This is a genomic window from Domibacillus antri, from assembly GCF_001936625.1.
Classification (GTDB): domain Bacteria; phylum Bacillota; class Bacilli; order Bacillales; family Domibacillaceae; genus Domibacillus; species Domibacillus antri.
In genome coordinates, this window is record NZ_MSDU01000004.1 from 63,470 (window position 1) to 86,779 (window position 23,310).

The 23,310-nt window shown below is 46.0% G+C and carries 18 protein-coding genes and 1 pseudogene; 13 read left to right on the forward strand and 6 right to left on the reverse strand.

Annotated elements, in window-relative coordinates:
* Positions 1-58 precede the first annotated feature (58 nt).
* Complete coding sequence (locus tag BTO30_RS02420; protein ID WP_143331896.1) at positions 59-292, reverse strand: IDEAL domain-containing protein; 234 nt, start codon at positions 290-292, stop codon at positions 59-61.
* Between the two features lie 167 nt (positions 293-459).
* Here BTO30_RS02420 and BTO30_RS02425 point away from each other — a divergent pair, with 167 nt between their 5' ends.
* From BTO30_RS02425 to BTO30_RS02460, 8 genes are all read left to right on the forward strand, one after another.
* On the forward strand, positions 460-1,041 hold the full coding sequence (locus tag BTO30_RS02425) for a competence protein ComK (RefSeq protein WP_075397132.1): 582 nt from the start codon (positions 460-462) through the stop codon (positions 1,039-1,041).
* 24 nt (positions 1,042-1,065) lie between these two features.
* A complete protein-coding gene (locus BTO30_RS02430) occupies positions 1,066-1,647 on the forward strand; it encodes a TVP38/TMEM64 family protein (RefSeq protein WP_075397133.1) in 582 nt (193 codons plus the stop codon).
* An 88-nt stretch (positions 1,648-1,735) separates the two neighbouring features.
* Positions 1,736-5,212 carry a helicase-exonuclease AddAB subunit AddB gene (gene addB / locus BTO30_RS02435; protein ID WP_075397134.1) on the forward strand — a complete coding sequence of 1,159 codons (3,477 nt, stop codon included), beginning with the start codon at positions 1,736-1,738 and terminating at the stop codon, positions 5,210-5,212.
* On the forward strand, positions 5,196-8,873 hold the full coding sequence (gene addA / locus BTO30_RS02440) for a helicase-exonuclease AddAB subunit AddA (protein ID WP_075397135.1): 3,678 nt from the start codon (positions 5,196-5,198) through the stop codon (positions 8,871-8,873). Before addB ends, addA begins: the two co-directional genes overlap by 17 nt.
* A 60-nt stretch (positions 8,874-8,933) precedes the next feature.
* Positions 8,934-10,106 carry a DUF418 domain-containing protein gene (locus BTO30_RS02445; protein WP_083632266.1) on the forward strand — a complete coding sequence of 391 codons (1,173 nt, stop codon included), beginning with the start codon at positions 8,934-8,936 and terminating at the stop codon, positions 10,104-10,106.
* Positions 10,107-10,108: 2 nt separating this feature from the next.
* Positions 10,109-10,966 carry a fumarylacetoacetate hydrolase family protein gene (locus BTO30_RS02450; protein ID WP_075397137.1) on the forward strand — a complete coding sequence of 286 codons (858 nt, stop codon included), beginning with the start codon at positions 10,109-10,111 and terminating at the stop codon, positions 10,964-10,966.
* Between the two features lie 41 nt (positions 10,967-11,007).
* Positions 11,008-11,355, forward strand: a complete 348-nt coding sequence (locus tag BTO30_RS02455) for a YisL family protein (RefSeq protein ID WP_075397138.1) — start codon at positions 11,008-11,010, stop codon at positions 11,353-11,355.
* A gap of 467 nt (positions 11,356-11,822) precedes the next feature.
* Positions 11,823-13,316, forward strand: a complete 1,494-nt coding sequence (locus BTO30_RS02460) for an alpha-amylase family glycosyl hydrolase (protein WP_083632257.1) — start codon at positions 11,823-11,825, stop codon at positions 13,314-13,316.
* Positions 13,317-13,477: 161 nt separating this feature from the next.
* Here the strand turns inward: BTO30_RS02460 and BTO30_RS02465 are convergent, their stop codons facing one another.
* Positions 13,478-14,380 (reverse strand): aldo/keto reductase, encoded by a 903-nt coding sequence (locus BTO30_RS02465; protein ID WP_075397139.1) that lies wholly within the window; start codon positions 14,378-14,380, stop codon positions 13,478-13,480.
* Between the two features lie 24 nt (positions 14,381-14,404).
* Positions 14,405-15,223 (reverse strand): Cof-type HAD-IIB family hydrolase, encoded by an 819-nt coding sequence (locus BTO30_RS02470; protein WP_075397140.1) that lies wholly within the window; start codon positions 15,221-15,223, stop codon positions 14,405-14,407.
* Between the two features lie 146 nt (positions 15,224-15,369).
* Here BTO30_RS02470 and BTO30_RS02475 point away from each other — a divergent pair, with 146 nt between their 5' ends.
* Positions 15,370-15,678, forward strand: coding sequence for a metal-sulfur cluster assembly factor (locus tag BTO30_RS02475; protein ID WP_075397141.1), 309 nt, complete (start codon positions 15,370-15,372; stop codon positions 15,676-15,678).
* 49 nt (positions 15,679-15,727) lie between these two features.
* On the opposite strand, the pseudogene BTO30_RS02480 reads toward BTO30_RS02475, so the two are convergent.
* Positions 15,728-16,542: pseudogene (locus BTO30_RS02480) on the reverse strand (undecaprenyl-diphosphate phosphatase).
* A gap of 140 nt (positions 16,543-16,682) precedes the next feature.
* On the opposite strand from BTO30_RS02480, the gene clpB reads away from it, so the two are divergent.
* Positions 16,683-19,268, forward strand: a complete 2,586-nt coding sequence (clpB, locus tag BTO30_RS02485) for an ATP-dependent chaperone ClpB (protein WP_075397142.1) — start codon at positions 16,683-16,685, stop codon at positions 19,266-19,268.
* A 210-nt stretch (positions 19,269-19,478) separates the two neighbouring features.
* On the opposite strand, the gene BTO30_RS02490 is transcribed toward clpB, so the two are convergent.
* Both BTO30_RS02490 and BTO30_RS02495 read right to left on the reverse strand, forming a co-directional pair.
* On the reverse strand, positions 19,479-19,664 hold the full coding sequence (locus tag BTO30_RS02490) for a ComZ family protein (RefSeq protein WP_075397143.1): 186 nt from the start codon (positions 19,662-19,664) through the stop codon (positions 19,479-19,481).
* A gap of 4 nt (positions 19,665-19,668) precedes the next feature.
* Positions 19,669-20,628, reverse strand: a complete 960-nt coding sequence (locus BTO30_RS02495; RefSeq protein WP_075397199.1) for a BMP family ABC transporter substrate-binding protein — start codon at positions 20,626-20,628, stop codon at positions 19,669-19,671.
* A gap of 151 nt (positions 20,629-20,779) precedes the next feature.
* Between BTO30_RS02495 and BTO30_RS02500 the strand changes: the two genes are divergently transcribed.
* The 3 genes from BTO30_RS02500 to fabF all read left to right on the forward strand — a co-directional run bounded on the left by BTO30_RS02500 (position 20,780) and on the right by fabF (position 23,301).
* Positions 20,780-20,962, forward strand: a complete 183-nt coding sequence (locus tag BTO30_RS02500; protein ID WP_075397144.1) for a YjzD family protein — start codon at positions 20,780-20,782, stop codon at positions 20,960-20,962.
* 135 nt (positions 20,963-21,097) lie between these two features.
* Positions 21,098-22,030, forward strand: a complete 933-nt coding sequence (locus BTO30_RS02505; protein ID WP_075397145.1) for a beta-ketoacyl-ACP synthase III — start codon at positions 21,098-21,100, stop codon at positions 22,028-22,030.
* A 29-nt stretch (positions 22,031-22,059) separates the two neighbouring features.
* Positions 22,060-23,301: a beta-ketoacyl-ACP synthase II gene (gene fabF / locus BTO30_RS02510; RefSeq protein WP_075397146.1), complete on the forward strand. Its 1,242-nt coding sequence runs from the start codon at positions 22,060-22,062 to the stop codon at positions 23,299-23,301.
* The last annotated feature ends 9 nt before the right edge of the window (positions 23,302-23,310 follow it).

Below are 23,310 nucleotides of genomic sequence, written 5' to 3' on the forward strand. Positions count from 1 at the left end.
TTTTTTAGTATTGTATAGGGGTATTCGTTTCGCCCGGGGAAAGATGCATAGAGGAGAATCATGATGCGTGATATTTTTTCTCCAAACGCTTTAACTCACCTGAAAGAGTAATAAATGCTGACCGGTCACCGCTATCAAGAGAATGATCGATTTTTTCCATTAAAAGTGCTTTTTCTTGTTTGTATAAAATGTCGTTTAAAAAGCTGTCGATAAATTCGCTTACAGCTGTTTTTTCCATTTCACGGGGCATCGGGGACTTCATCATCTCGGCAAAATAATTGTTGTTTTCCATTTTAATCACCTCGGATACCTTTTTTATATTATATGAAATTCTAAACAACTAATCAACAGAAAGTTTATAATTTTTAGAAAATTAAATCTTGGTGCAAATGGGACAAAAATACAGGAACATGTTACGATGAAAACGTGATGACAATTCCTATGAAAAGGGTGGTTACGTTGGAACGGAACAAGTCACAGAAAGCGTTTTGCATTCGGCCGGACACAATGCTGTTAAAACCCGTTGATTTTGGTAATAGCACACTTGTGTACGAAAGCAGTCAAGAACCGGCTTTTATTCCTGAAAAAACATCAACCATTGTCCAAAAGAGCTGTCTCCGCCACGCATCAACATACGATGGGAGAAAGAAAGCATCAAAGCAGCTGCTTGGTATAAAATCGAAGCTCCCTCTTGTGATTGATCACGTTGAAGGTATTTATCTTTTCCCAATTGCGTCACATTTAAAACCTGATTGTGTCTGGATTGCTTTGTCTCATGTTAAAAGCTTGAAAAAAGTTGAAAAAAAGGAGACGGAAGTGACGTTTAAAGATGGCCAGAAGGTGATGGTCCATGCTTCGATTCTGGTACTGTTCAGCCAGATGCATCTGGCGATTGAATTAAGAAAAAGACTCAAGATGATCGATCACGACGGCATTGGTAAAAAAGCAGAACGGAAAAGATGGGTCAATGGTCAAAAAAAGATGATTATTACGTTTTCGGACAGGAAGGAACGGGAAGAAGAAACAAATTCGAAACGATGATTTAACTTGAAAGGGATATAGAGTATGGAATTGCATGAATGGTTTTCGACAGATAGAATCATGGATTGGATTCATCATTATGAATCGTTTGGACCGCTGCCGGGCTTTTTTTTGCCCCTTCTTGAAGCATTTTTGCCTTTCCTGCCTTTGTTCGCATTTGTGCTCGCAAATGTGAATGCATTCGGGCTCTGGTTTGGCTTCTTTATTTCTTGGGGCGGTGCTGTGACAGGTTCATTTCTCGTTTTTTTACTCGTACGCCGCTATGGCCGCGAAAAGATTTTATCATTTTTGAGAAAAAATAAGCAGGTCAATCAGATGATGGACTGGGTAGACCGGCATGGATTTGCACCGGTGTTTTTATTGCTCTGCTTTCCATTTACCCCTTCAGCCGTCGTCAATATTGTGGCAGGGCTGTCGAAAATCAGCATGGTTCAATATTTGTTTGCCGTAATGGCCGGAAAAACAGTCATGATTTTTACAATCAGCTATGTTGGTTATGATGTGGCGGCACTCATACATCAGCCGGGCCGTACAGCTGTGATTGTCTGCATTATGATTGTACTATGGCTGGGCGGTAAGCAGATGGAAAAAAGACTTGGAAAGTAAAAACCATATGATGAATGTGGTTTTCTTTTACTTTTGAACGAACGTATGATCTTTGTTATAGTAAAGTTAATGAAAGGGAGGGATTGTCATGGCGCTGCAATTTGTAGTTGGCCGTTCTGGTTCAGGTAAGACAGACAGAATGATTGCAGAAATGAAAAAACATGTGCTGGCTGATCCGGAAGGCAGACCGATCATTTATATCGTTCCCGAGCAAATGTCCTTTTTATCTGAATACAGGCTTGCTGCCGATGATGATCTTGGCGGCATTATTCGGGCGCAGGTTTACAGCTTTACCCGCCTTGCCTGGCGTGTTTTACAGGAAGAAGGGGGGATGAGCCGACAGCACATTACCCCGGCGGGCCGGAATATTTTAATTCGGAAAATCATTGAAGAAAATCGCGATGAACTGGCTGTTTTTTCAAAGTCGGCTGATAAAACGGGTTTTGTCAGCACGGTGGAAGGAATGCTGACTGAGTTCAGACAGTATTTAATCAAACCGTCCGAGATGGAAGAACATCGCAGAACTGTTCCGGCTGCACTTGCCGATAAATTAAGGGACCTTCAAAAAATTTACACGGAATTTGATCAGGCATTAGCCGGCAAATATACGGATTCAGAAGATTATATGCGCCTGCTTGCGGAAAAGACCGGAAAATCGGATTACATTCGGGAGGCCGATATTTACATAGATGGCTTTCACAGCTTTACACCGCAGGAATATGATGTGATCCGTTCACTTTTGAACCGGGCTCAAAATGTGACGATTGCCATCACCGCTGATCAGGCGTTTCGCCATGAGGACCCGGAAGATATTCACCTTTTCCGGTTAACGGGGCGGACGTATCACGATTTATATAAAATGGCTGCTGAAGCCGGTGTCGATGTGAAAGAGGATCTTGTGATCAACGGGCATAAACGTCAAAAAAATGAAGCATTGATTCATTTAGAAAGACAGTTTGAGAGGCGCCCTGCACATAAGGCTGAAAAAAGCAGCGGCTTGACACTCATTCAGGCAGCAGGGAGACGGGCTGAAATCGAAGGAGCAGCACGTGAAATCCGCCGTCTGGCCCGTACGGAAAACTATCGTTATAAACAAATGGCGGTGCTCGTCCGCAACGGAGAAGAGTATCGTCCGATTATTGAAACAGTGTTTGACGATTATGAGATTCCTTTTTTTATTGATCAGAAGCGCCCGATGCTGAATCATCCTCTTATCGAGCTGATTCGTTCGTCCATTGAAGTGATCAGCGGCAGCTGGGGTTATGAAGCTGTTTTTCGAGCTGTCAAAACGGATCTGCTTTTTTCCTTTGATCACCCGCGTGAAAGCATGCGCCGGCGGATGGATTTACTCGAAAACTATGTCCTTGCTCACGGTATATACGGGGATCGCTGGACGAATGGAGAACGGTGGACATACCGCCGTTATATGGGACTTGAATTTACCGGCGCAGCGCAAACGGATGAAGAACGCGCTTTTGAGAATCAGTTGAACGAAATGAAAGAAGAAATAGCAGCGCCGCTTTATCGTCTTCAAAAACGATTAACCCGGGCCAAAAACGCACTTGAATGCTGTCGTGCGCTGTATCAATTTATCGAGGAGTTGGACATTCCAAAGAAGATGGAACAGCTGGCAATCGAAGCGGAAGTACGGGGGGAATTGGCTGCCGCCGCACAGCATAATCAGGCGTGGGATGCGTTGATCGGATTGCTAGATGAGTTTACGGAAGCAGCGGGTGACGAGAAAATGAGTGCTAAAAAATTTGCTGCTGTGCTTGATGCCGGCCTTGAAGCACTTGAATTTTCTATTGTCCCGCCTGCCGCAGATCAAGTCATTGTTGCAAATCCGGAAAAATCACGGCTGGCCGGTATTGAAGCGGCTTTTGTCATCGGCATGAATGACGGTGTATTTCCGGCACGGCAAAAAGAAGATGGGATTCTTGATGATGAAGAAAGGGCCGCACTTATTTCGGCGGGCATGAATGTAGCGCCGGGAAGCAAAACGAGACTGATGGATGAAGAGTTTGTGGCCTATCGGACGTTAACGATTCCGGCAAGCCGATTATATGTATCATGGCCGATCGCTGATTCTGAAGGAAAAACGCTGCAGCCTTCCCCGTATATAAAAAGGCTGAAAGAGTTGTTTGAACAGCCGGCTGAACAGCTGCTGGCGAATGATCCGGCTGATTTGCAGGCGGAGGAACAGCTTAAATACATTTGCCATCCGGAGCCGACATTATCTTACTTAACGTCACAATTTCAGTTGAAAAAGCGCGGCTATCCGCTCCATTCTTTTTGGTGGGACGCGTACAATTTTTATGTGCAAAGCCCGCTGAAACGAAAAGCAGGGCATGTGCTGGACAGCTTGTATTATGAAAATAAAACGGATCCGCTTGATGAAAAGACCGGCCTTCATTTGTATGGTACGGATATGATAGCCAGTGTATCACGGATGGAAACATTCCATTCCTGTGCGTTCAGCCATTTTGTCCGGCATGGATTGAAGCTTCGTGACCGGCTGGTGTACCGTCTGGAAGCACCGGACATCGGTGATTTATTTCACGGTGCCTTGAAATGGATGGCGGAGGAAGTGGAGAAGAGAGGAATGAAATGGCCGGATTTGACGCCGGAACAGTGCCGTTCCTTTGCAGAAAGTGCTGTCGAGGAACTCGCGCCAAAGCTTCAAAACCGTATTTTATTGAGCTCTAACCGCTATTCGTACATTCAGCATAAGCTCGAGCAAATAATTGCCCGCGCTTCAATCGTATTGAGTGATCAGGCAAAAGCAAGCGGGTTTTCACCGGTTGGAATGGAGCTTGCTTTTGGTCCCCGTTCTGAATTGCCGCCGCTCGTATTTAACTTGAAAAATGGGGCGCGCATGTCGCTTGCCGGCCGAATTGACCGGGTGGACAAAGCAGAAGGGGCTGCCGATACGTATTTACGAGTCATAGATTATAAATCAGGAAGCCGGGATATGGACATGACCGAAATCTATTATGGATTCGCCATGCAAATGCTGACGTATCTGGATATCGTGCTGACCCATTCACCGCTTTTGACAGGGACAGAAGCGCGTCCGGGCGGCGTTCTTTATTTCCATGTTCATAATCCGTATTTAAACACAAAAAAATTCATGACAATAGAAGAAATCGAAAAAGAGATAATGAAAAGCTTCCGCATGAAAGGGCTCGTTCTCGGAGAGGATGAAGCCATTCATTTAATGGATGAGCAGCTCGAAACCGGCGATTCACTGATTATTCCAGCCGGCTTCAAAAAAGATGGTACACTTTCAGCCCGGTCGAAAACGGCAGATGATGAATCATTTGACACAATGCGGCGTCACGTGCGGCGATTGTATGAAAAAGCGGGAAATGACATTGTGTCCGGTGCTGTTGACATTACACCTTACCGCTACAACAAAAAAATACCGTGTACTTTTTGCTCTTACCGGCAAGTATGCCAATTTGACGAAACGCTGGATGAAAACAGCTATAGAATCATCCGCCCGCGTAAAAATGAAGAGATTATTCAGAAGATGAAGGAGGATGACGATGACGGAATTGTATAATATTCCGGAAAAACCGGCGGATGCGCTCTGGACGGATGATCAATGGAAAGCGATTTACGCGCATGGTCGTGATATTTTAGTTGCTGCTGCCGCCGGTTCGGGTAAAACGGCCGTCCTTGTGGAACGGATTATTCAAAAAATAATCCGTGATGATTCACCGGTTGATGTTGATGAATTGCTTGTCGTGACGTTTACAAATGCAGCCGCAGCGGAAATGAGACACCGGATCGGGGAAGCGCTCGAACGGGAAATTGAGCGCGACCCTTCATCGAAACGGCTGCGGCGTCAGCTCCGTCTCTTAAACAAAGCATCGATATCGACACTTCATTCTTTTTGTCTTGAAGTCATTCGCAAATATTATTATATGATCGATATTGATCCGTCATTTCGCATTGCTGACGATACGGAAGCGGTTTTAATCCGGGATGAAGTGCTCGAAGAATTGCTTGAAGAAGAATATGGAAAAGAAAAAAATGAATCCTTTTACCGGCTTGTAGATACTTTTTCCGGTGACCGGAGTGATGTGGAACTGCAAAAAGCGGTGATTCGCCTCTATGACTTTTCAAGATCGCATCCAAATCCGGAAGAATGGCTGCGCGGACTTTCTGACTTGTATAAAACAACGGAGTTGATTGATGATCTTTCTTTTATCAGTCCGTTAAAAAAAGATATTCGCTTTCAGCTGGAAAGTGCGCTGGCGCTGTTGGACGAAGGGCTGATGATGACCGAGCTGCCCGGCGGTCCGGTCCCGCGTGCGGAAAACTTTCTTGCTGACGCAGCGATGGTCAAAAAGCTTTTACAATGTGATTCGTGGCAAGAGATGTACGATGCGTTTCAAACGGTCAAGTTTCCAACGCTGAAAATGTGCAAAGGGGACGACTTCGATGAAGAGCTGAAAGAACGCTCCAAAACCGTTCGCGACAATGCGAAAAAGATCATTAATGACTTAAAAGAGACGTTTTTTTCCCGCAAGCCCGAAAATTGGCTGCGCGATATGGATGAAATGAAGCCTATTGTTGACAGGCTTGCCCAGCTTGTACTTGATTTTGCCAAACGTTATGAAATAGTGAAAAGAGAACGGGCGATCACTGATTTCAGCGATCTTGAACATTATGCATTGTCGATCTTAATGACAGACGGAGAGCCGTCGGAAGCAGCCGCTTCTTATAAACGGCGGTTCAAAGAAGTGCTTGTTGATGAATATCAGGATGTCAATATGGTGCAGGAAACGATTGTCAGCCTTGTGTCGGCCAACGATGAGCAAAAAGGCAATCTGTTTATGGTGGGGGATGTGAAACAGTCCATTTATCGTTTCCGCCTTGCTGAACCGGGGCTGTTTCTCGGAAAGTATAAACGTTTCAGTGCAGACGGACTCGCTTCCGGCTTAAAAATAGGCCTGTCACGCAATTTTAGAAGCCGAAATGAAGTGCTTGATGGAACGAACTATTTATTTCAGCAGATTATGGGCACAGAAGTCGGAGAAATTGAATACGGTCCTGAAGAAGCGCTTGTACCGGGAGCGGGGTATCCAGATGGTTCCTATCCTATTGAGGTGGCGCTGATGAACAGCGATGGGCCGGAAGAAAATGCGGACGAGGAAATGGACCGGGAAGATGCGGAACAATCACAGATTGAATCCCGTTTTATTGCGTCCAAAATAAAAGAATTAATCGAATCCGGTCAGCCCGTTTATGATCCGAAAACGAAAACAGAACGCCCGGTACAATATCGCGACATCGTCATTTTGATGCGCTCTCTGACATGGGTTCCGGAAATGATGGAAGAATTTAAACGAGCGGGTATTCCTGTGTATGCCAATACGTCCGGCGGTTACTTTCAGGCAACGGAAATATCGGTCATGCTGTCTTTATTGCAAGTTGTGGATAATCCGTTTCAAGACATCCCGATTGCCGCTGTACTGCGCTCGCCGATTGTGCGGTGTACAGAAAATGAATTGGCGTTAATCCGGCTTGCTTCAAAGAAAGGCAGTTATTTTGAGTCGCTGCTTGCCTTTATGGACGACCGGAACAGCGATGCTTCATTGAAGGAAAAGATAAGTCCATTTTTAGAAAATCTCGAAAAATGGCGTTCAATCGGGAGAAGCGGTGCGCTGTCTGATTTAATATGGGAGTTATACCGCGATACGAACTTTTACGCATTCGCCGGCGGCATGCCGGGCGGAAAACAGCGTCAGGCAAACTTGCGTGCATTGTACGACCGCGCCCGGCAGTATGAAGAAACGTCCTTCCGCGGCTTGTTCCGCTTTCTCCGCTTCATTGACAGGATGCGCGAGCGGGGGGATGATCTAGGTACGGCACGCGCACTGTCCGAGCAGGAAGATGTCGTCCGCATTATGACGATTCATGCGAGCAAAGGGCTGGAATTTCCGGTCGTGTTTACAGCAGCGGCCGGACGCCCGTTTAATATGATGGATTTAAACGGCCGTGTGTTATTCGATAAAGATTACGGTGTGGCTGTTAAATATATGAATCCTGATAAGCGGATTGCATGGCCGTCACTCGTTCAGCTGGCATTCCAGCGGAAAAAGAAATTGGAGCTGCTTGCCGAAGAAATGCGCGTCCTTTATGTGGCGATGACGCGTGCAAAAGAAAAGTTGATCATCACAGGCTCTGTCAAAAAAGCGGAAAAGAAAATGTCAGGATGGACGCTGGCCGGCGAACATGACTCCATGCTGCTAAGCGATGCAGTCAGATCATCGGCTTCGTCCTATATGGATTGGATTGGCCCGGCCCTAATGCGGCATGAGGACCTTGAAGGCGCTCACCCGTTATTGGCTGATCACCCGTCCAGGTTTGATTTTTCTGTTGTGGACTCATCTGAGCTGTTTTTAACGGATGAGCAAAAGGAAGAGCTGGCGCGGGATACATGGCTGGATTTGATTAAAAATCGTCATCCTTATCCGGAGCAGTCACCGCAAAAAGAAGAAATTGAAGCACGTTTAAATTGGCAATATTCGTATCCGGAAGCGGTTCGTCTCCGCTCGAAGCAATCAGTGTCAGATTTAAAACGGATGAATGATATTTACAGCGATGGTGCAGCGAATGAAACAGCAAGGGCTTACCGGACGCCGGTCTTTAGACGGCCGCGTTTTATGCAAGTGAAGCAGCTGACGCCGGCAGAAATTGGTACAGCCGTTCATACGGTGATGCAGCATATTCGATTAGATAAAGCACCGGAAGAAGTAGAAGTGGAACATCTTCTTGAGGAGTTAATTGAAAAAGAACTGCTGACGGTGGAACAGGCGGACACCGTCAATACGGACATGGTGGCCGCTTTCTTTAAATCGGAACCGGGTAACATGCTGCTTGCGGCGGAGAGGGTGCATCGTGAGCTGCCATTTAATATGGGCGTGACGGCACGGGAAGCGGGGACAGCGGATTCAGACGAAAAAGTTTTGATTCAAGGAGTTATTGACTGTTTGTTTGAGTATAAAGGCCATTTATATTTACTTGACTATAAAACGGATGGCATCACAGATCGTTTTGCGGGTGGATTTGCAGAAGCAGAGCCTGTCCTCAGAAAAAGATATGATGTGCAGATTCATTTGTACGCGAAAGCTGTTGAACGGATCTGGAAACGGCGCGTCCATAAAAAATTCGTCTTTTTTATGGATGGCGCTCATGTCGTTGAATATGAGTGAAAAATATTGGTTTTCTGTTATGATAATGATGGCGATGTCATAATGGAAGGAGCTTTTTTAGTGCAGTCTTTATCAGCAGGTGAAACGACACGTATTATTTCCATTGATGTGCTGCGGGGGTTATCCCTTTTTGGCATCTTCCTTGTCAATATGCTGTCGTTTCATTCACCTTATTTTTATTACAATCCCTATGAATGGTGGAAAACTTCTCAGGATTTGACGGCTTTTTCATGGATTGATATCTTTATTCAAGCCAGTTTTTATCCGCTTTTTGCCATGATGTTCGGTTTTGGTGTGGCGATGCAGTATGAAAAAGCAAAACAGCAGGGGCGGTCGTTTGCATGGACTGGTATTCGGCGGCTGACGTTTTTGGTGCTTCTCGGCCTCGTTCATGCGTTTTTTATTTGGCCGGGGGATATTTTATTTAACTATGCTGTGTGCGGATTTGTTCTTTTGCTGTTTTTGCGCTTTTCAGGCCGATTGCTGCTCATTTTCGGCACAGCGCTGTTATTTTTGCCGGCGGCTTTCATCAGTTTATTGCTCATACTTGCTGCTCAAATGGACGCAAACAACGCCATTCACTGGACGGATATTGCGTCTGTCTCACAATCGATTGCAGCTTACGGGAGCGGCACGTATGCAGAGATCACTACGCAGCGTATAAATGACTGGCTAAACGTAAACATGGTGGACGGTTCATTCTTCTTCCAGCTTATTTCAATTTTGCCGTTTCTGTTGATCGGAGCAGGGGCCTTCAAATTGAATATGGTCGGAAGATGGGCGGCTCAGCCGAAAAAAACAGCCGTCCTGTTTCTTGTTTTTTTTATTGCCGGACTTCTTTTAAAATGGGTACCGCACATTCTCGACAGCAGCAACGTTGCGTATAGTTATATTCAAGATGCGGTGGGCGGCCCGATTTTAGCTGTTTCATATGCGGCTTTTATCGTTTTATTGTGTTCATTTGAGCAGCCGCAAAAACTGCTCAAGCCGTTCGCCGCGGCAGGAAAAATGTCGCTGACGAATTATTTAACACAGTCGATCATCGGAACATTGATCTTTTATCATTACGGTCTCGCGTATTATGGACAAGTAACCGTTTTAACCGGCATATGGCTTTGCGTGACGATTTTTTCCATACAGGTCATCGCATCGAACTTATGGCTTGGCCGGTTTAAACGGGGGCCGTTTGAAGCGTTATGGCGTACAATTACATATGGAAAAAGGGGGAAATAATCATGAAATGGGTCAGCTTCAATTACAAGGGAAATGAACAATACGGAATGTACAATGAACATGAGAAAACTGTCGTGAATGTATCAGCCTTGAAAGATGCACCGAAAACATTGCTGGAAGCGATTGGACAGCCTGAGTTTTTGGAAAAAGCGGTCCTTGCTGCGGGGTCTGCATCCAAAATACAGGAATCGGAAGTTAAAATGCTTGCACCCATTCCCCGCCCGTCAAAAAATATTTTTTGTGTCGGCAAAAATTATAGAGACCATGCGATTGAAATGGGCGGCGAAGCAAGTGTGCCGGAACATCCGATGATTTTCACAAAAGCGCCGACAACGGTCTCTGCCAATCATGACGTGATTCCTGCCTACGAATCGTTAACAGAGTATCTCGATTATGAAGGAGAGTTGGCGGTGATCATCGGCAAAAGAGGAAAAGCGATTGCCCGTGAAGACGCGCTTCATTATGTATTTGGCTACACCATTATAAATGATGTCACAGCCCGGGATATTCAAAATCGTCATAAACAGTATTTCCTTGGCAAAAGTTTGGACGCGACATGTCCGATGGGGCCTTGGATTGTAACGAAAGAGGAGATTGCCGATCCCCATCATCTTGACATTACAACAAAAGTGAACGGTGAAATTCGTCAGCAGTCCAATACGTCACAGTTTATTTTCCCGATTGATGAAATCATTCATGTATTGTCCAGAGGGATGACGCTTGAACCGGGTGACATTATTGCCACCGGTACTCCGGCGGGTGTAGGCTTCGCCATGAATCCGAAAGGGACGCTGCAATCCGGTGATACAGTTGACATTACCATTGAAGGTGTCGGTGTTTTGTCAAATAAAGTAGAATGATTATATGGTAAAATAATAACGCGAAAAAAAGGAGGATAATGATGGATTTTTTAACAAGCAATACACATTTACACATTACGACGTGGGCAGTTGCCGTGATTTTGTTCCTCGTTGCGGTTACGAAGCCGTCTAAAGGTGTACATATGGCGCTGCGCTTATTTTACGTGCTCATTTTGATTTCGGGATTATTGCTGTTCATTCAATATAATTCCGTTGATCCAATGATGTACGGATTGAAAATGCTGGGCGGAATTTTAACAATCGGTTTAATGGAAATGACACTTGTCCGTAAAAAGAAAGGCAAAGGTACAGGCGGTGTATTAATCGGAGCCATTGTCTTGCTTTTGATTACAATATACCTCGGTTTTGATCTGCCGGTAGGTTTTTAAGGAAAAAGCGGTGCGCTATAAAATTCGCACCGCTTTTTTGTTATAATGAAAAAAAGGAGTTGATTCCGTGTTTCCTGTTTTATTATGGCTGCTAGTTTTCGTACTGTTTGTGTACACCGTGCGGACGGTTTCGAATCATATGAAGCCTTCTGAACCCTTTCCGCCATCCGAACCTCTTGAAACGAAAGATGAACATTCCGACAGCTGACCGTCTTTTCCGCAAAGGAAGAGGCTTTTTTTGTTTCTGTATCCCTCTATGTTGATTTTAATCTGCTTTATATGTGTATTTTTCGCACAACGTTTTTACGAAGCGTCATGTTGTTTCAAGCAGCAAAAAGAAAGAAATGATGACAAGGATTTCGTAAACTTGTCCGTTTCTTGAACATTCCCGCCAATGTTTGACGCAAAGTGGCAAAAAGCGTACTCTAAAGTATGGTACAACCATTTTGACGCAGGGGGAAAAGGCAGTGAAAAGACGATTATTTTCGCTCGTCATGATCCCGCTTCTCCTTTTTTCTTCACATGCTGTAATGGCGGAAGAAAAAAGTGAGGAATGGCATGATGAAACGATTTATTTTTTAATGACGGACCGTTTTATGAACGGCGATCATTCGAACGATGAGCAGGTGAATAATGGCGATCCGGCCGCTTATCAGGGCGGGGATTTCAAAGGCGCAGCCGATCAGCTTGATTATTTGCAGGAGATGGGGATCACATCCATTGTGATTTCGCCTGTTTTTGAAAATGAACCAGGTGCGTATCACGGTTACAAAGTGACCGACTACAGCAAAATGAATGAACAGTTCGGTACGAAAAAAGAACTGCAGCAGCTCGTAAAAAAAGCACATGAGCTCAATATGCGTGTTCTCGTGGATTTTCCGGCAACGCGGGTCAGCACAGAACACGTATGGGTAAGTGATCCTGAAAAGGACGGTTGGATTACATCAAAATCAAGTCCTCAGGAACCAGCATGGCTTGGCAATATGGCTGAGCTAAACACATCCAATAAAGATGTACAAAAATCGCTTGTTGATGCTGCGGATTCTCTTGCGGATGATACGGGCATTGACGGGTACTTTTTCAGTGATGCCTCCCGTGCAGAACCGGCATTTTGGACCGCTTTTGCCGAGCGCCTTTCAGATTTGCATTTAATTGGTGAAATGAAAGATGTGACGCCGGAAGAAGGGGCGGCTTATGAAGAAGCGGGGCTGGATGCTGTTACCGCGTCCTGGCTTCAGCAGCCGCTTCGCGAGCAGTTTGCGACCATTGACCGTCCGTCTGACGCCGTGAAGGAACTTCTTGTAAAAGAGCAGGAAGTAATGAAGAATCCACTATCGACCATTCATGTAACAGATTCTGTTTTCACCGACCGGTTTACACTCGACATGGCCAATGAAAATATGTTTCCGGGAGCGCGCTGGAAAATGGCGCTGACGTACATGTACACAACTCCGGGAACACCAGCCATTTTTTATGCCTCGGAAATTGCCCAAAATGGGGAATCCGGTATTGATTCCCACGGGCTGATGAATTTCCGCACCGATCAGGAGCTTGTTGATTACATTAAACAAATTGCTGTTTTGCGTTCGGATTTGCCGGCACTAAGACGTGGTACATATGAGCCGATTCATGAAAAAGACGGCATGTCCGTCTTTAAACGACAGTATGAAGACGAAACGCTTATTGTCGCAATTAACAACACCGGCGAAACGCAAAAAGTAACTATTCCGGCAGAGGATCTGGATCCGGAAAAAGAACTGCGCGGGCTTTTAGCCGGTGATATGTCACGGGCGGCAGAGGGAGAATTCACCATTATTTTAGACCGTGAAGAAGCGGAAATATATGCGCTCGCTGAAAAAACAGGGATCAATTACGCGTTTATCGGCGCCATGGTGACCGTTTATGTCACTTTTATCATTTTCCTTTATCTCGTCTGGAAACGCGGGAAAAGGGCAGCTTAAAAAGAATAAAAAGAAAGGTGGTGTCTCATTGCACGTTTGAGACATCACCTTCTTCATTTTTATAGCCGGATTATCTGAGTTTGGGCCGGTTTTCTTGCTCTGTTGGCCGGATTGTCCATGAATCCGGCTTTCCATCCCCACTTATGGACAGTTCCATTTCATTATGGAACATCATGACCCATGGAGCTTTGTAAAATCTCAAACCACTGGTCGTGATTAAGCGTCCATTGAAGTGCCCGTATTGCTGCATCAATCCGGTCTTTTTTACCTGAACCGATGATGGGCATAATGCGTGCGGGATGACGCAGCAGCCATGCGTACAGTACCTCATCCATCCCCTCGGCCCCGATTTCACGTCCGGTTTTTTCAAGTGTTTTTCGGAGTCTGATTGCTTTTTCATCTGTTCCGCTGAAAATAGAACCGCCTGCGAGCGGAGACCAGGCCATCGGCGGAATCTGCTTTTCCAAACATAAATTGAGCGTGCCGTCTTCAAAATTTTCCAGGTTATAAGCGGACAATTCTAGTTGATTCGTCACAAGCGGGAAAGGTAAATAGGATTCAAGCATACGCCACTGATGATCTTTAAAATTCGACACACCGAAGTGACGCACTTTTCCTTCTTTTTGTAACTGGACAAAAGCATCGGCTGTTTCCTGCGGGTCCATGAAAGGGTCCGGTCTGTGGATAAGCAGCAGGTCTATATAGTCCGTCTGCAGATTGCGCAAAGAGTTTTCAATAGATAATAAAATATGCGCTTTCGTTGTATTGTAATGGTGCGTTTTATGTTCAGGTCTTTGTTTAGACGGCAAAACGATGCCGCATTTTGTAACAAGTTCCATTTGACTGCGCAATGAGGGTTTTTCTTTCAGCGCATGGCCAAACAGCGTTTCACACGTGTAGCTTCCATAAATATCCGCATGATCAAATGTCGTAATGCCGCGTTCGAGTGCGTGTTCAATTAAATTTAATGTGTCCGTATTTGAATAATTCCAGTCTGCAAGCCGCCACAATCCGTGAATCAATCGTGAAAAAGAAAGGTCTTCCGCCAGTTGAATTCGTTCCATCGTATCCATCCTCGTCTGTTAAGTTTACACATGTATGTTTAATAATAATCGTTCTTCGAGAAAACGGGCGACACCATCTTCTTCATTTGAGGCTGTCGTTTCATTGGCGCTCCGTTTTAACTCATCAATGCTGTTGCCCATGGCAACACCTGTGCCGGCAAAGTCGATCATTTCAAGATCATTGTCCTCGTCGCCGAATGCAATGATGCGCTCCGGCGGGATGCCGATCCAGTCTGATACGCGCTTTAAGCCGATTGCTTTGCTCATACCGCTTTTGACAATTTCGATCACGTGCCAAGGAGCGGCCCAGCGGCGGTGATCAATCACTTCGGCATGAACATCGCTTAAATGTCTGCGTATTTCCGGTACTTGCTCTTCCGTCGCATGAATGAGCATACTCGTTGGATGGTCAGTCAGCATGCGGCGTAAATCACCGGTTGTGACCTTGGGCTCCCCCATTTTAAACACATCGATGAGCCTTTCATCGTGATAGTGGAAGTACACATCATCGAGCACTTCGGCAATTATGTTGTGAAAAGTGAAGGACTGGCACGCTTCGACAATATCGATGGCTGTTTTTAATTCCATCGGTTCGTGAAACATCCCCCATTTCGCGCTGCCGGGATGATGTACGAAAGCGCCGTTAAAGTTCACAATTGGTGTCTTTAAGCCGAGTTCGTTGTAATACGGGGCGCTGGAACGGAAAGGGCGGCCCGTTGCAATCATGACTTCGTGCCCCTGCTCCATTACTTTCTGAATGGTTTCCTTTGTCCGCGGGGAAATCGTTTTTTCATCTGTCAGTAACGTTCCGTCAAGGTCAAGTACAATTAAATGTTTTTCCATTACGGCAGCAATCGCTCCTTTTCCGATATATGCTATTTAGTGTAGAGGGAAGGAGCGCCATTTGTAAAGAGGCAGGCTTTTTACTCATCATTTATCCACCCGTCTGTTATGATAAGAGAAGAGGAGAAAAGGAAGGAGTGTTTTATATGGATCAAGATTTAAAAGAAAATATTATGGGCGCACTGGAACAGGTTGTTGATCCGGAACTCGGTATTGACATTGTGAACCTTGGACTTGTGTATGACATCGACATGGATGAAGCGGGTAAAACGACGATTACCATGACATTGACATCGATGGGCTGCCCGCTTGCCGGTGTTATTGTCGATCAAGTAAAAGCAGCGCTTGCTGATATTCCGGAAGTGAAGGAAGTGGACGTGAACATCGTCTGGACGCCTGTCTGGTCACGCGATATGATGTCACGCTACGCCAAAATTGCATTAGGTATTCAGTAATAAAAAATGGAGTGTCCCCATCTTCGGGAGCACTCCATTTTTTCAATGATCACCATGTTAAAAACAAAATAATCGGTCCGACGATAAAGCAGTACAGCGCGAAATAAATTAAATTTCCTTTTGCCATAATGTTCATGAACCATTTTAATGCAACGTAAGTCATGACAAAGGAACCGATAAAAGCCAGCGTGTAAGGAATAGCCAGTTCATTCAATAATGGATCGATTAAAATGTCGGAAACACTTAGAATCATTCCGCCGAGGCTGACCGGAATGAATAATAAAAACGAAAAGCGAAGAGCGGTTTCCTGTTTCATGCCGAGTCCCATCGCGGCGACAATCGTTGCACCGGATCGGCTGATGCCGGGAATCAATGCGACGGCTTGCGCAAGACCGATGATGATCGCGTCTCTAAGCGTTATATCACCGTCATTTTTCCGGCCGCGCAAATTGCGGATCAAAACAGCGCAAAACCGGTAATAATAAGCGTAACTGCCACGACTTTCACACCGGCTAAATTCTCTGAGATATAATCCTGGAATAAAATGCCGATTACTCCGGCAGGAATTGTCGCAATCACTAAATATACGATAAACATAAATTCGGATTTATCAGCAGGCTCGCGGTGTTTTACATAATTTAGTCCGTTCGTAATAAGCCGCATAATATCTTGCCGGTAAACAAGAATTACGGCGAACAATGAAGCAGAATTGACGAGAAGTTCAAACGTAAGCCCGTCAGCTTCAATACCAAAAAAATATTGCGCAATCTGCAAATGGCCGCTCGATGAAATGGGGATCGGCTCAGTGACTCCCTGAAATAATCCGAGAAATAAATATTTTAACCATAAAAAAACGTCTTCCATACTCATCCTCCATAAATCAACATGTACTTGTGCCAGTTTACCAGTATGAATGAAATTTTTCACGCCGTATCCTTTGCGAAAAAAAAGGGAATATTTTAAAATAAGTGAAAGGTCAAAAAAGGTCAAGGAGGTTTTCGACAATGAATATGGACAAGATGACATACACAATGCAGGAAGCGCTCGCTGCTGCCCAGCAAAGCGCCGTCGAACGAAACCATTCTGACGTTGATACCGTACATATGATGACCGCACTCGTATCAAAAGAAGACGGTCTGTTCAGCCGGATTTTGGAGCGGGCCGGATTGAAAAAAGCCGTAATGCTCCGCTTTTTGCAGCAAGAAATTCAAACGAAGCCTTCTATTTCCGGCGATGCACAGTACGGTGCCTATTTATCGAGCGGGCTAAATACATGGTTTCAAAAAGCGGCAGAGAAGCAAAAAGAATGGGATGATGCCTATTTATCGGTGGAGCATATGGCTGCGTCGATTTTTTCAGCGGGCAAATCCATCGTGGATTTTTTGAAAAATGAAAATGTGACAGAAAAAGCAATTTTAGAAGCTATTCATGATATAAGGGGGAATGAGAAGGTGACGACACAAAATCCGGAGGCAGGATATGAGGCCCTGTTGAAATATGGTCGTGATTTAGTGGAGGAAGTACGTGCCGGAAAAATTGATCCGGTCATCGGCCGTGATGATGAAATCCGCCATGTCATCCGAATTTTATCGCGAAAAACAAAAAACAATCCGGTCTTAATTGGCGAACCGGGAACAGGAAAAACAGCTATTGTTGAAGGGCTCGCCTGGCGGATCGTCCGCAAAGATGTACCGGACGGGCTGAAAGATAAGACCATTTTTTCACTCGATATGAGTTCGCTTGTCGCCGGCGCCAAATTTCGCGGAGAGTTTGAAGAGCGGCTAAAAGCGGTTTTAAATGAAGTGAAGAAAAGCAACGGTAATATTTTATTGTTTATTGATGAAATCCATACTATTGTCGGCGCGGGGAAAACAGAAGGGTCCATGGATGCTGGAAATATGCTCAAACCAATGCTTGCACGCGGTGAATTGCACTGCATCGGAGCGACAACGCTTGATGAGCACCGTCAATACATTGAAAAAGACCCGGCACTTGAACGGCGTTTTCAGCCGGTGCCCGTATCTGAACCGGCCATTGAAGATACGATTTCCATTTTGCGCGGTTTAAAAGAACGGTTTGAAATTCATCATGGGGTCAACATTCATGACCGGGCGCTTGTCGCAGCGGCCACATTGTCCAACCGTTACATTACCGACCGCTTTTTACCGGATAAAGCCATTGATCTTGTCGATGAAGCATGTGCGATGATCCGTACGGAAATCGACTCAATGCCGACAGAACTTGATGCGGTGATGCGGCGGGTCATGCAGCTTGAAATTGAAGAAGCCGCGCTGCGGAAAGAAAAGGATCGGGAAAGTGCGGCACGGCTGGAGCAGATTCAACAAGAACTGGCCGATTTAAAAGAGCAGGCGGATGCAATGAAAGCGCAGTGGATGGGTGAAAAAGAAGCCATTATGCACGTGAAGGAAAAGCGGAGTGAATTGGACCGTCTGCGCCGGGAACTGGAGGACGCGGAAAGCCGCTATGATTTGAACCGGGCCGCTGAACTGCGGCACGGACAAATTCCGGCTGTTGAGAAAGAGCTGGCGGCACTGGAAGCGGAAGCGGCGGAGGAAAAAGACAACCGGCTTCTTCGTGAAGAAGTGACGGAAGAAGAAATTGCCTCTATTGTGGCGCGCTGGACGGGGATTCCAGTGACAAAGCTTGTAGAAGGGGAAAGAGAGAAGCTTTTGCGGCTGGAAGAAATCCTGCATGAGCGGGTGATCGGACAGGAGGAAGCGGTATCCCTTGTCAGCGATGCAGTACTCCGGGCGCGGGCTGGCATTAAAGATCCAAACCGGCCGATCGGTTCATTTTTATTTCTCGGTCCGACTGGTGTCGGGAAGACAGAACTGGCGAAGACACTTGCTGACGTTCTGTTTGACAGTGAAGAGCAAATGATCCGACTTGATATGTCCGAGTATATGGAAAAACATTCCGTGTCGCGGCTTGTTGGGGCGCCTCCGGGATATGTCGGGTATGAAGAAGGAGGACAGCTGACGGAAGCGATTCGCCGTCGTCCATATTCGGTAGTGCTGCTCGATGAAGTAGAAAAAGCGCATCCTGATGTCTTTAATATTTTGCTGCAACTGCTCGATGATGGCCGGATTACGGATTCACAGGGACGGATGGTCGACTGTAAAAATACCGTTGTCATTATGACATCAAATATTGGCTCGTCTCACTTGCTTGAAGCAGGAGGGAAAGGAGAGATTCCGGAAGAAGCAAAAAAGAATGTGATGATGCAGCTGCGAAGTCATTTCCGTCCGGAGTTTTTAAACCGTGTGGACGACATTGTCTTGTTTAAACCGCTCACGCGTGCCAATTTGATGGGCATTGCCGGGAAACTGCTTGAAGGGCTGGCCGGGCGCCTGTCTGAACGCGGCATTCAGCTGAAAGTAACGGAGCCCGCAAAAGAGCTTATTGCTGAAGAAGGATATGATCCGGTTTTTGGTGCCCGTCCGTTAAAGCGGTTCATTCAGCGGCAAATTGAAACGAAAGCCGCCCGCGCTATTATTGCCGGTGAGATTTTGCCGGGCGCGTCAGCCGTTGTAGATGTGGAAAATGGGGAGCTGGTGGTGAAATCATAAGAAAGCGGCTTTCCACTGAGTGCAGGTGGAAGGCCGAATTTTGCCCCAATTAGGCCGATTTATCGATAAGAAAGCCGGAATTTATGGGGATTCGGCCCAAATGATCAGGAAACCGGCCCAAAATGAGAAAATACGGCCCAAACTGCAAGAAATCCGGCTATAGGAATGAGAAAGGGAGTGTCTCAATGAAATATTAAGACACTCCTTTTTTTAATCTTCCATGATTGCGTCTTTTTTGCCGAGTTCATACGCTTCCTGCATCACACTCATAAACAATCCGAAAAACGGTTCTGCCAGTGCCGGTGAAAATTCAATGCCGGCTTCTTTCAATTTTTCCTGCGCATCCGGTAAATATTTCATTGCGATTTGCATAAATTCCATACTTTTGTTATCCATTTGTTTATCTCCCTTTTTGTCCCGGTAATTGACCGGTTTCTTTGTACTCCGTGATAAGCTGCTCCATATCAGCAGCGAATTCAGTATCAATCGTCTCACTGAATGGACTGAGCGAGATGACATTATCCGCAAAGTCAAAATGAACATTCCCTGCAGCGAGTGTTCCTTCCGCAAACTGTCCGGCAACGAGGCTGTACAGACGGTCTACGTGCTGCACCGTACTCGTCAGCACCGTCTCTTCGCCGAGGTCGGATTGATCGGACACATAGCCGATTGCCTGAAGATGATGTTCTTTTACTTTCTCAATGACCGGTACATTATATCCGTCACCGGCCGGATAAATGACATCCGCCCCGGCAGCAATCGCTTTGTCTAAAACAGCCAGTGCCGTCTCCGTATCGTCCCAGTTATTCACGTATTCGGTAATCACACTTACATTTGGATTTTCATAAAGCGCACCGTCGTTAAAGCCCTTTACTTCCGGCTGCCATTGGAATGTCGCAATGACGGCAACCGTGTCCGTTTTCGATGCGTGCGCCGCTGTCATTCCGCCAAAGAACCCCATCGCATGACCTTCAAATTTTAAGCTGGTTGTATTTTTTCGTTTCGCGTCCCCGTTAAAGCTGACAAAATGGATATTGGGATAATCGGGCGCAATTTTATTAAAGAAGTCTGCGTATTCCATTCCATGTCCAAAAATAAGGTTGACACCTTTATGGGCCAGTTCATCCACCGCCCGTTCCGCCAGCGCCTGCGAGTTAATACGCTCTTTATAAAACACATCGACACCATACTCAGATTGAATTTTTAACATGCCTTTATAGCCTTTCGTTCCCCATACCTGGTCGCTGATTGTGTCTGTAATCAACATCCCGACACCTGTCATTTGCCCGCTTTCCGGTTCATTACTGCAGCCGGTCATAAGTAAAACGGCCAGAGTAAACAGGCTGATCCACTTTTTCATCATCTTGTTCTCTCCTATAGGTCTGTGCGTTCCTTTTTTATTTTACCGTAAAAATCGTCAAGAAAAAGAAAAACTTTTCTATGCCGCGTCTTCTGTATTATGCTAATATTATGGACAGAGTACATAAAAATGAAGTGAAGGAGGTTCTTCTGTGCAATATATTATGACATTTATTTGGACGCTTATTTTGTCTGAAATGGTTGTATATGTTGTTTCATCGATGAACAGTGCTGTTTTTCATGTTGAAACGGGCGTCTTAATCGCTGTGGTTGTGACGATTTTGTTATTCATTTTGACAGCGCTGATTCCAAATGATCCAATTGAAAAACACTAAGTAACGAAGGCGGGTTCCTGTTTATGGGGATCCGCTTTTTGTTTTCCTATTGCAATCATGAACTATTTTCAGTAAAATTAGTACCAAGTCATAATAATTGATATTACTAATGTGTGTGAAAGAAGGTGCGTTTTGATGAACGCTGGAATATGGGGAATGGGCCGCTACGTTCCGGATCACGTTGTAACAAATGCGGATTTGGAAAAAAAGATGGATACGTCCGATGAATGGATCCGGACGCGGACAGGGATTGAAGAACGCCGGATTGCCGGTGATGAGATCACCACGTCTTATATGGCGGTAAAAGCAGCGGAAAAAGCGATCGAGAATGCTGGGATTCAGCCGGAAGAGATTGGCCTCATCATTACAGCGACCGTTACACCGGATTACAATTTTCCTTCTGTATCCTGCATGATTCAGCATGAAATCGGTGCGGTGCATGCAGCGGCGATGGATGTCAGCGCGGCGTGCGCCGGCTTTATGTACGGTATCATTACCGGAAAGCAGTTTGTAGAAACAGGCACGTATAAACATGTCCTTGTCATCGGAGCAGAAAAACTGTCAAAAGTCATTAACTGGGAGGATCGCAACACCGCTGTCTTGTTTGGAGACGGAGCGGGAGCGGCTGTCCTTGGGCCTGTTTCAGACGGACGCGGTATTCTTTCCTTTGAGCTGGGTGCGGATGGGCGCGGGGTCAAGCATTTATATCAGGATGAATATGTGAAAATGAATGGCCGGGAAGTCTTTAAATTTGCGGTGCGTCAAATGGGTGAGTCGTCCATTAGTGTGCTTGAAAAAGCCGGTTTAACAAAAGAAGATGTCGATTTTCTCATGCCGCATCAAGCTAATATCCGCATTATGGAATCGGCACGGGAACGGCTTGGTTTACCGCCGGAAAAAATGTCTGTCACCGTGAATCAATTTGGGAATACATCGTCCGCGTCCATTCCCATTACGTTTGTAGAAGAGCTGGAACAGGGTAAAATAAAAGAGGACGACGTCATTGTGATGGTAGGGTTTGGCGGCGGCTTAACGTGGGGCGCCATCGCAATGAAGTGGGGACGCTAATTACGGATTAAATCAAAGAGGTGGAGAACGTGGAAAAGCGAAGAGTAGTCATTACCGGTCTTGGCATTGTCTCGCCGGTGGGCAATACAGTGGAAGAAGCGTGGAACAGCGTTACAACGGGAAAAAGCGGTATTAAGCCGTTAACGAGGCTGAATGCGGATGATTATCCGGCAAAGGTTGCGGCAGAAATCCGTGACTTTGATCCGGAGCAGTTTGTTGAAAAGAAAGAAGCGCGAAAAATGGACCGCTTTACGCAGTTTGCCGTGGCGGCAGCGAAAATGGCTGTAGCAGATGCAAAACTGGAAATCAACGACGAAAATGCGGGCCGTATTGGTGTATGGGTCGGATCTGGTATTGGTGGAATGGAAACATTTGAAAGTCAATATAAAACCTTTTTGGAGCGCGGTTACCGCCGCGTCAGCCCGTTTTTCGTTCCGATGATGATTCCGGATATGGCGGCCGGCCAGGTCTCGATTTATCTCGGCGCAAAAGGCGTAAATTCCTGTACGGTGACAGCATGTGCAACAGGCACAAACTCCATCGGCGATGCCTTTAAAGTCATACAGCGCGGCGATGCGGACGCCATGATTACAGGCGGAACAGAAGCGCCGATTACGCAAATGTCTGTGGCTGGTTTCTGCGCAAATACGGCGTTATCGACGAATCCGGATCCTGAAACAGCCAGCCGTCCGTTCGACTCGAACCGTGATGGATTTGTCATCGGTGAAGGAGCGGGAATTGTCGTTTTGGAAGAGCTGGAACATGCGAAAAAACGAGGCGCAGCGATTTATGCGGAAATTGTTGGCTACGGATCAACGGGTGATGCGCATCATATTACAGCGCCGGCACCGGATGGGGAAGGCGGCGCTCGCGCTATGAAAATGGCGATTGACGATGCAGGTCTTGCGCCGTCAGACATCGATTACATTAACGCACACGGTACAAGCACCCCGTACAACGACAAATTTGAAACGGCAGCGATCAAAACCGTTTTCGGCGATCATGCACAAAAGCTTGCCATCAGCTCAACAAAATCAATGACAGGCCACCTTCTTGGGGCAGCGGGCGGCGTGGAAGCCATTTTCACAGCTCTTGCCATTAAAAATGACCTGGTGCCGCCGACCATTAATTTAGTCAATCCAGATCCGGAATGTGATCTCGATTATGTGCCGAATGAAGCACGCAAGCAGGAAGTGCGCGCTGCGATGAGCAATTCACTCGGATTTGGCGGCCACAATGCAACGATCGTGTTAACTCAATATAACGATTAAAGAAAAAAA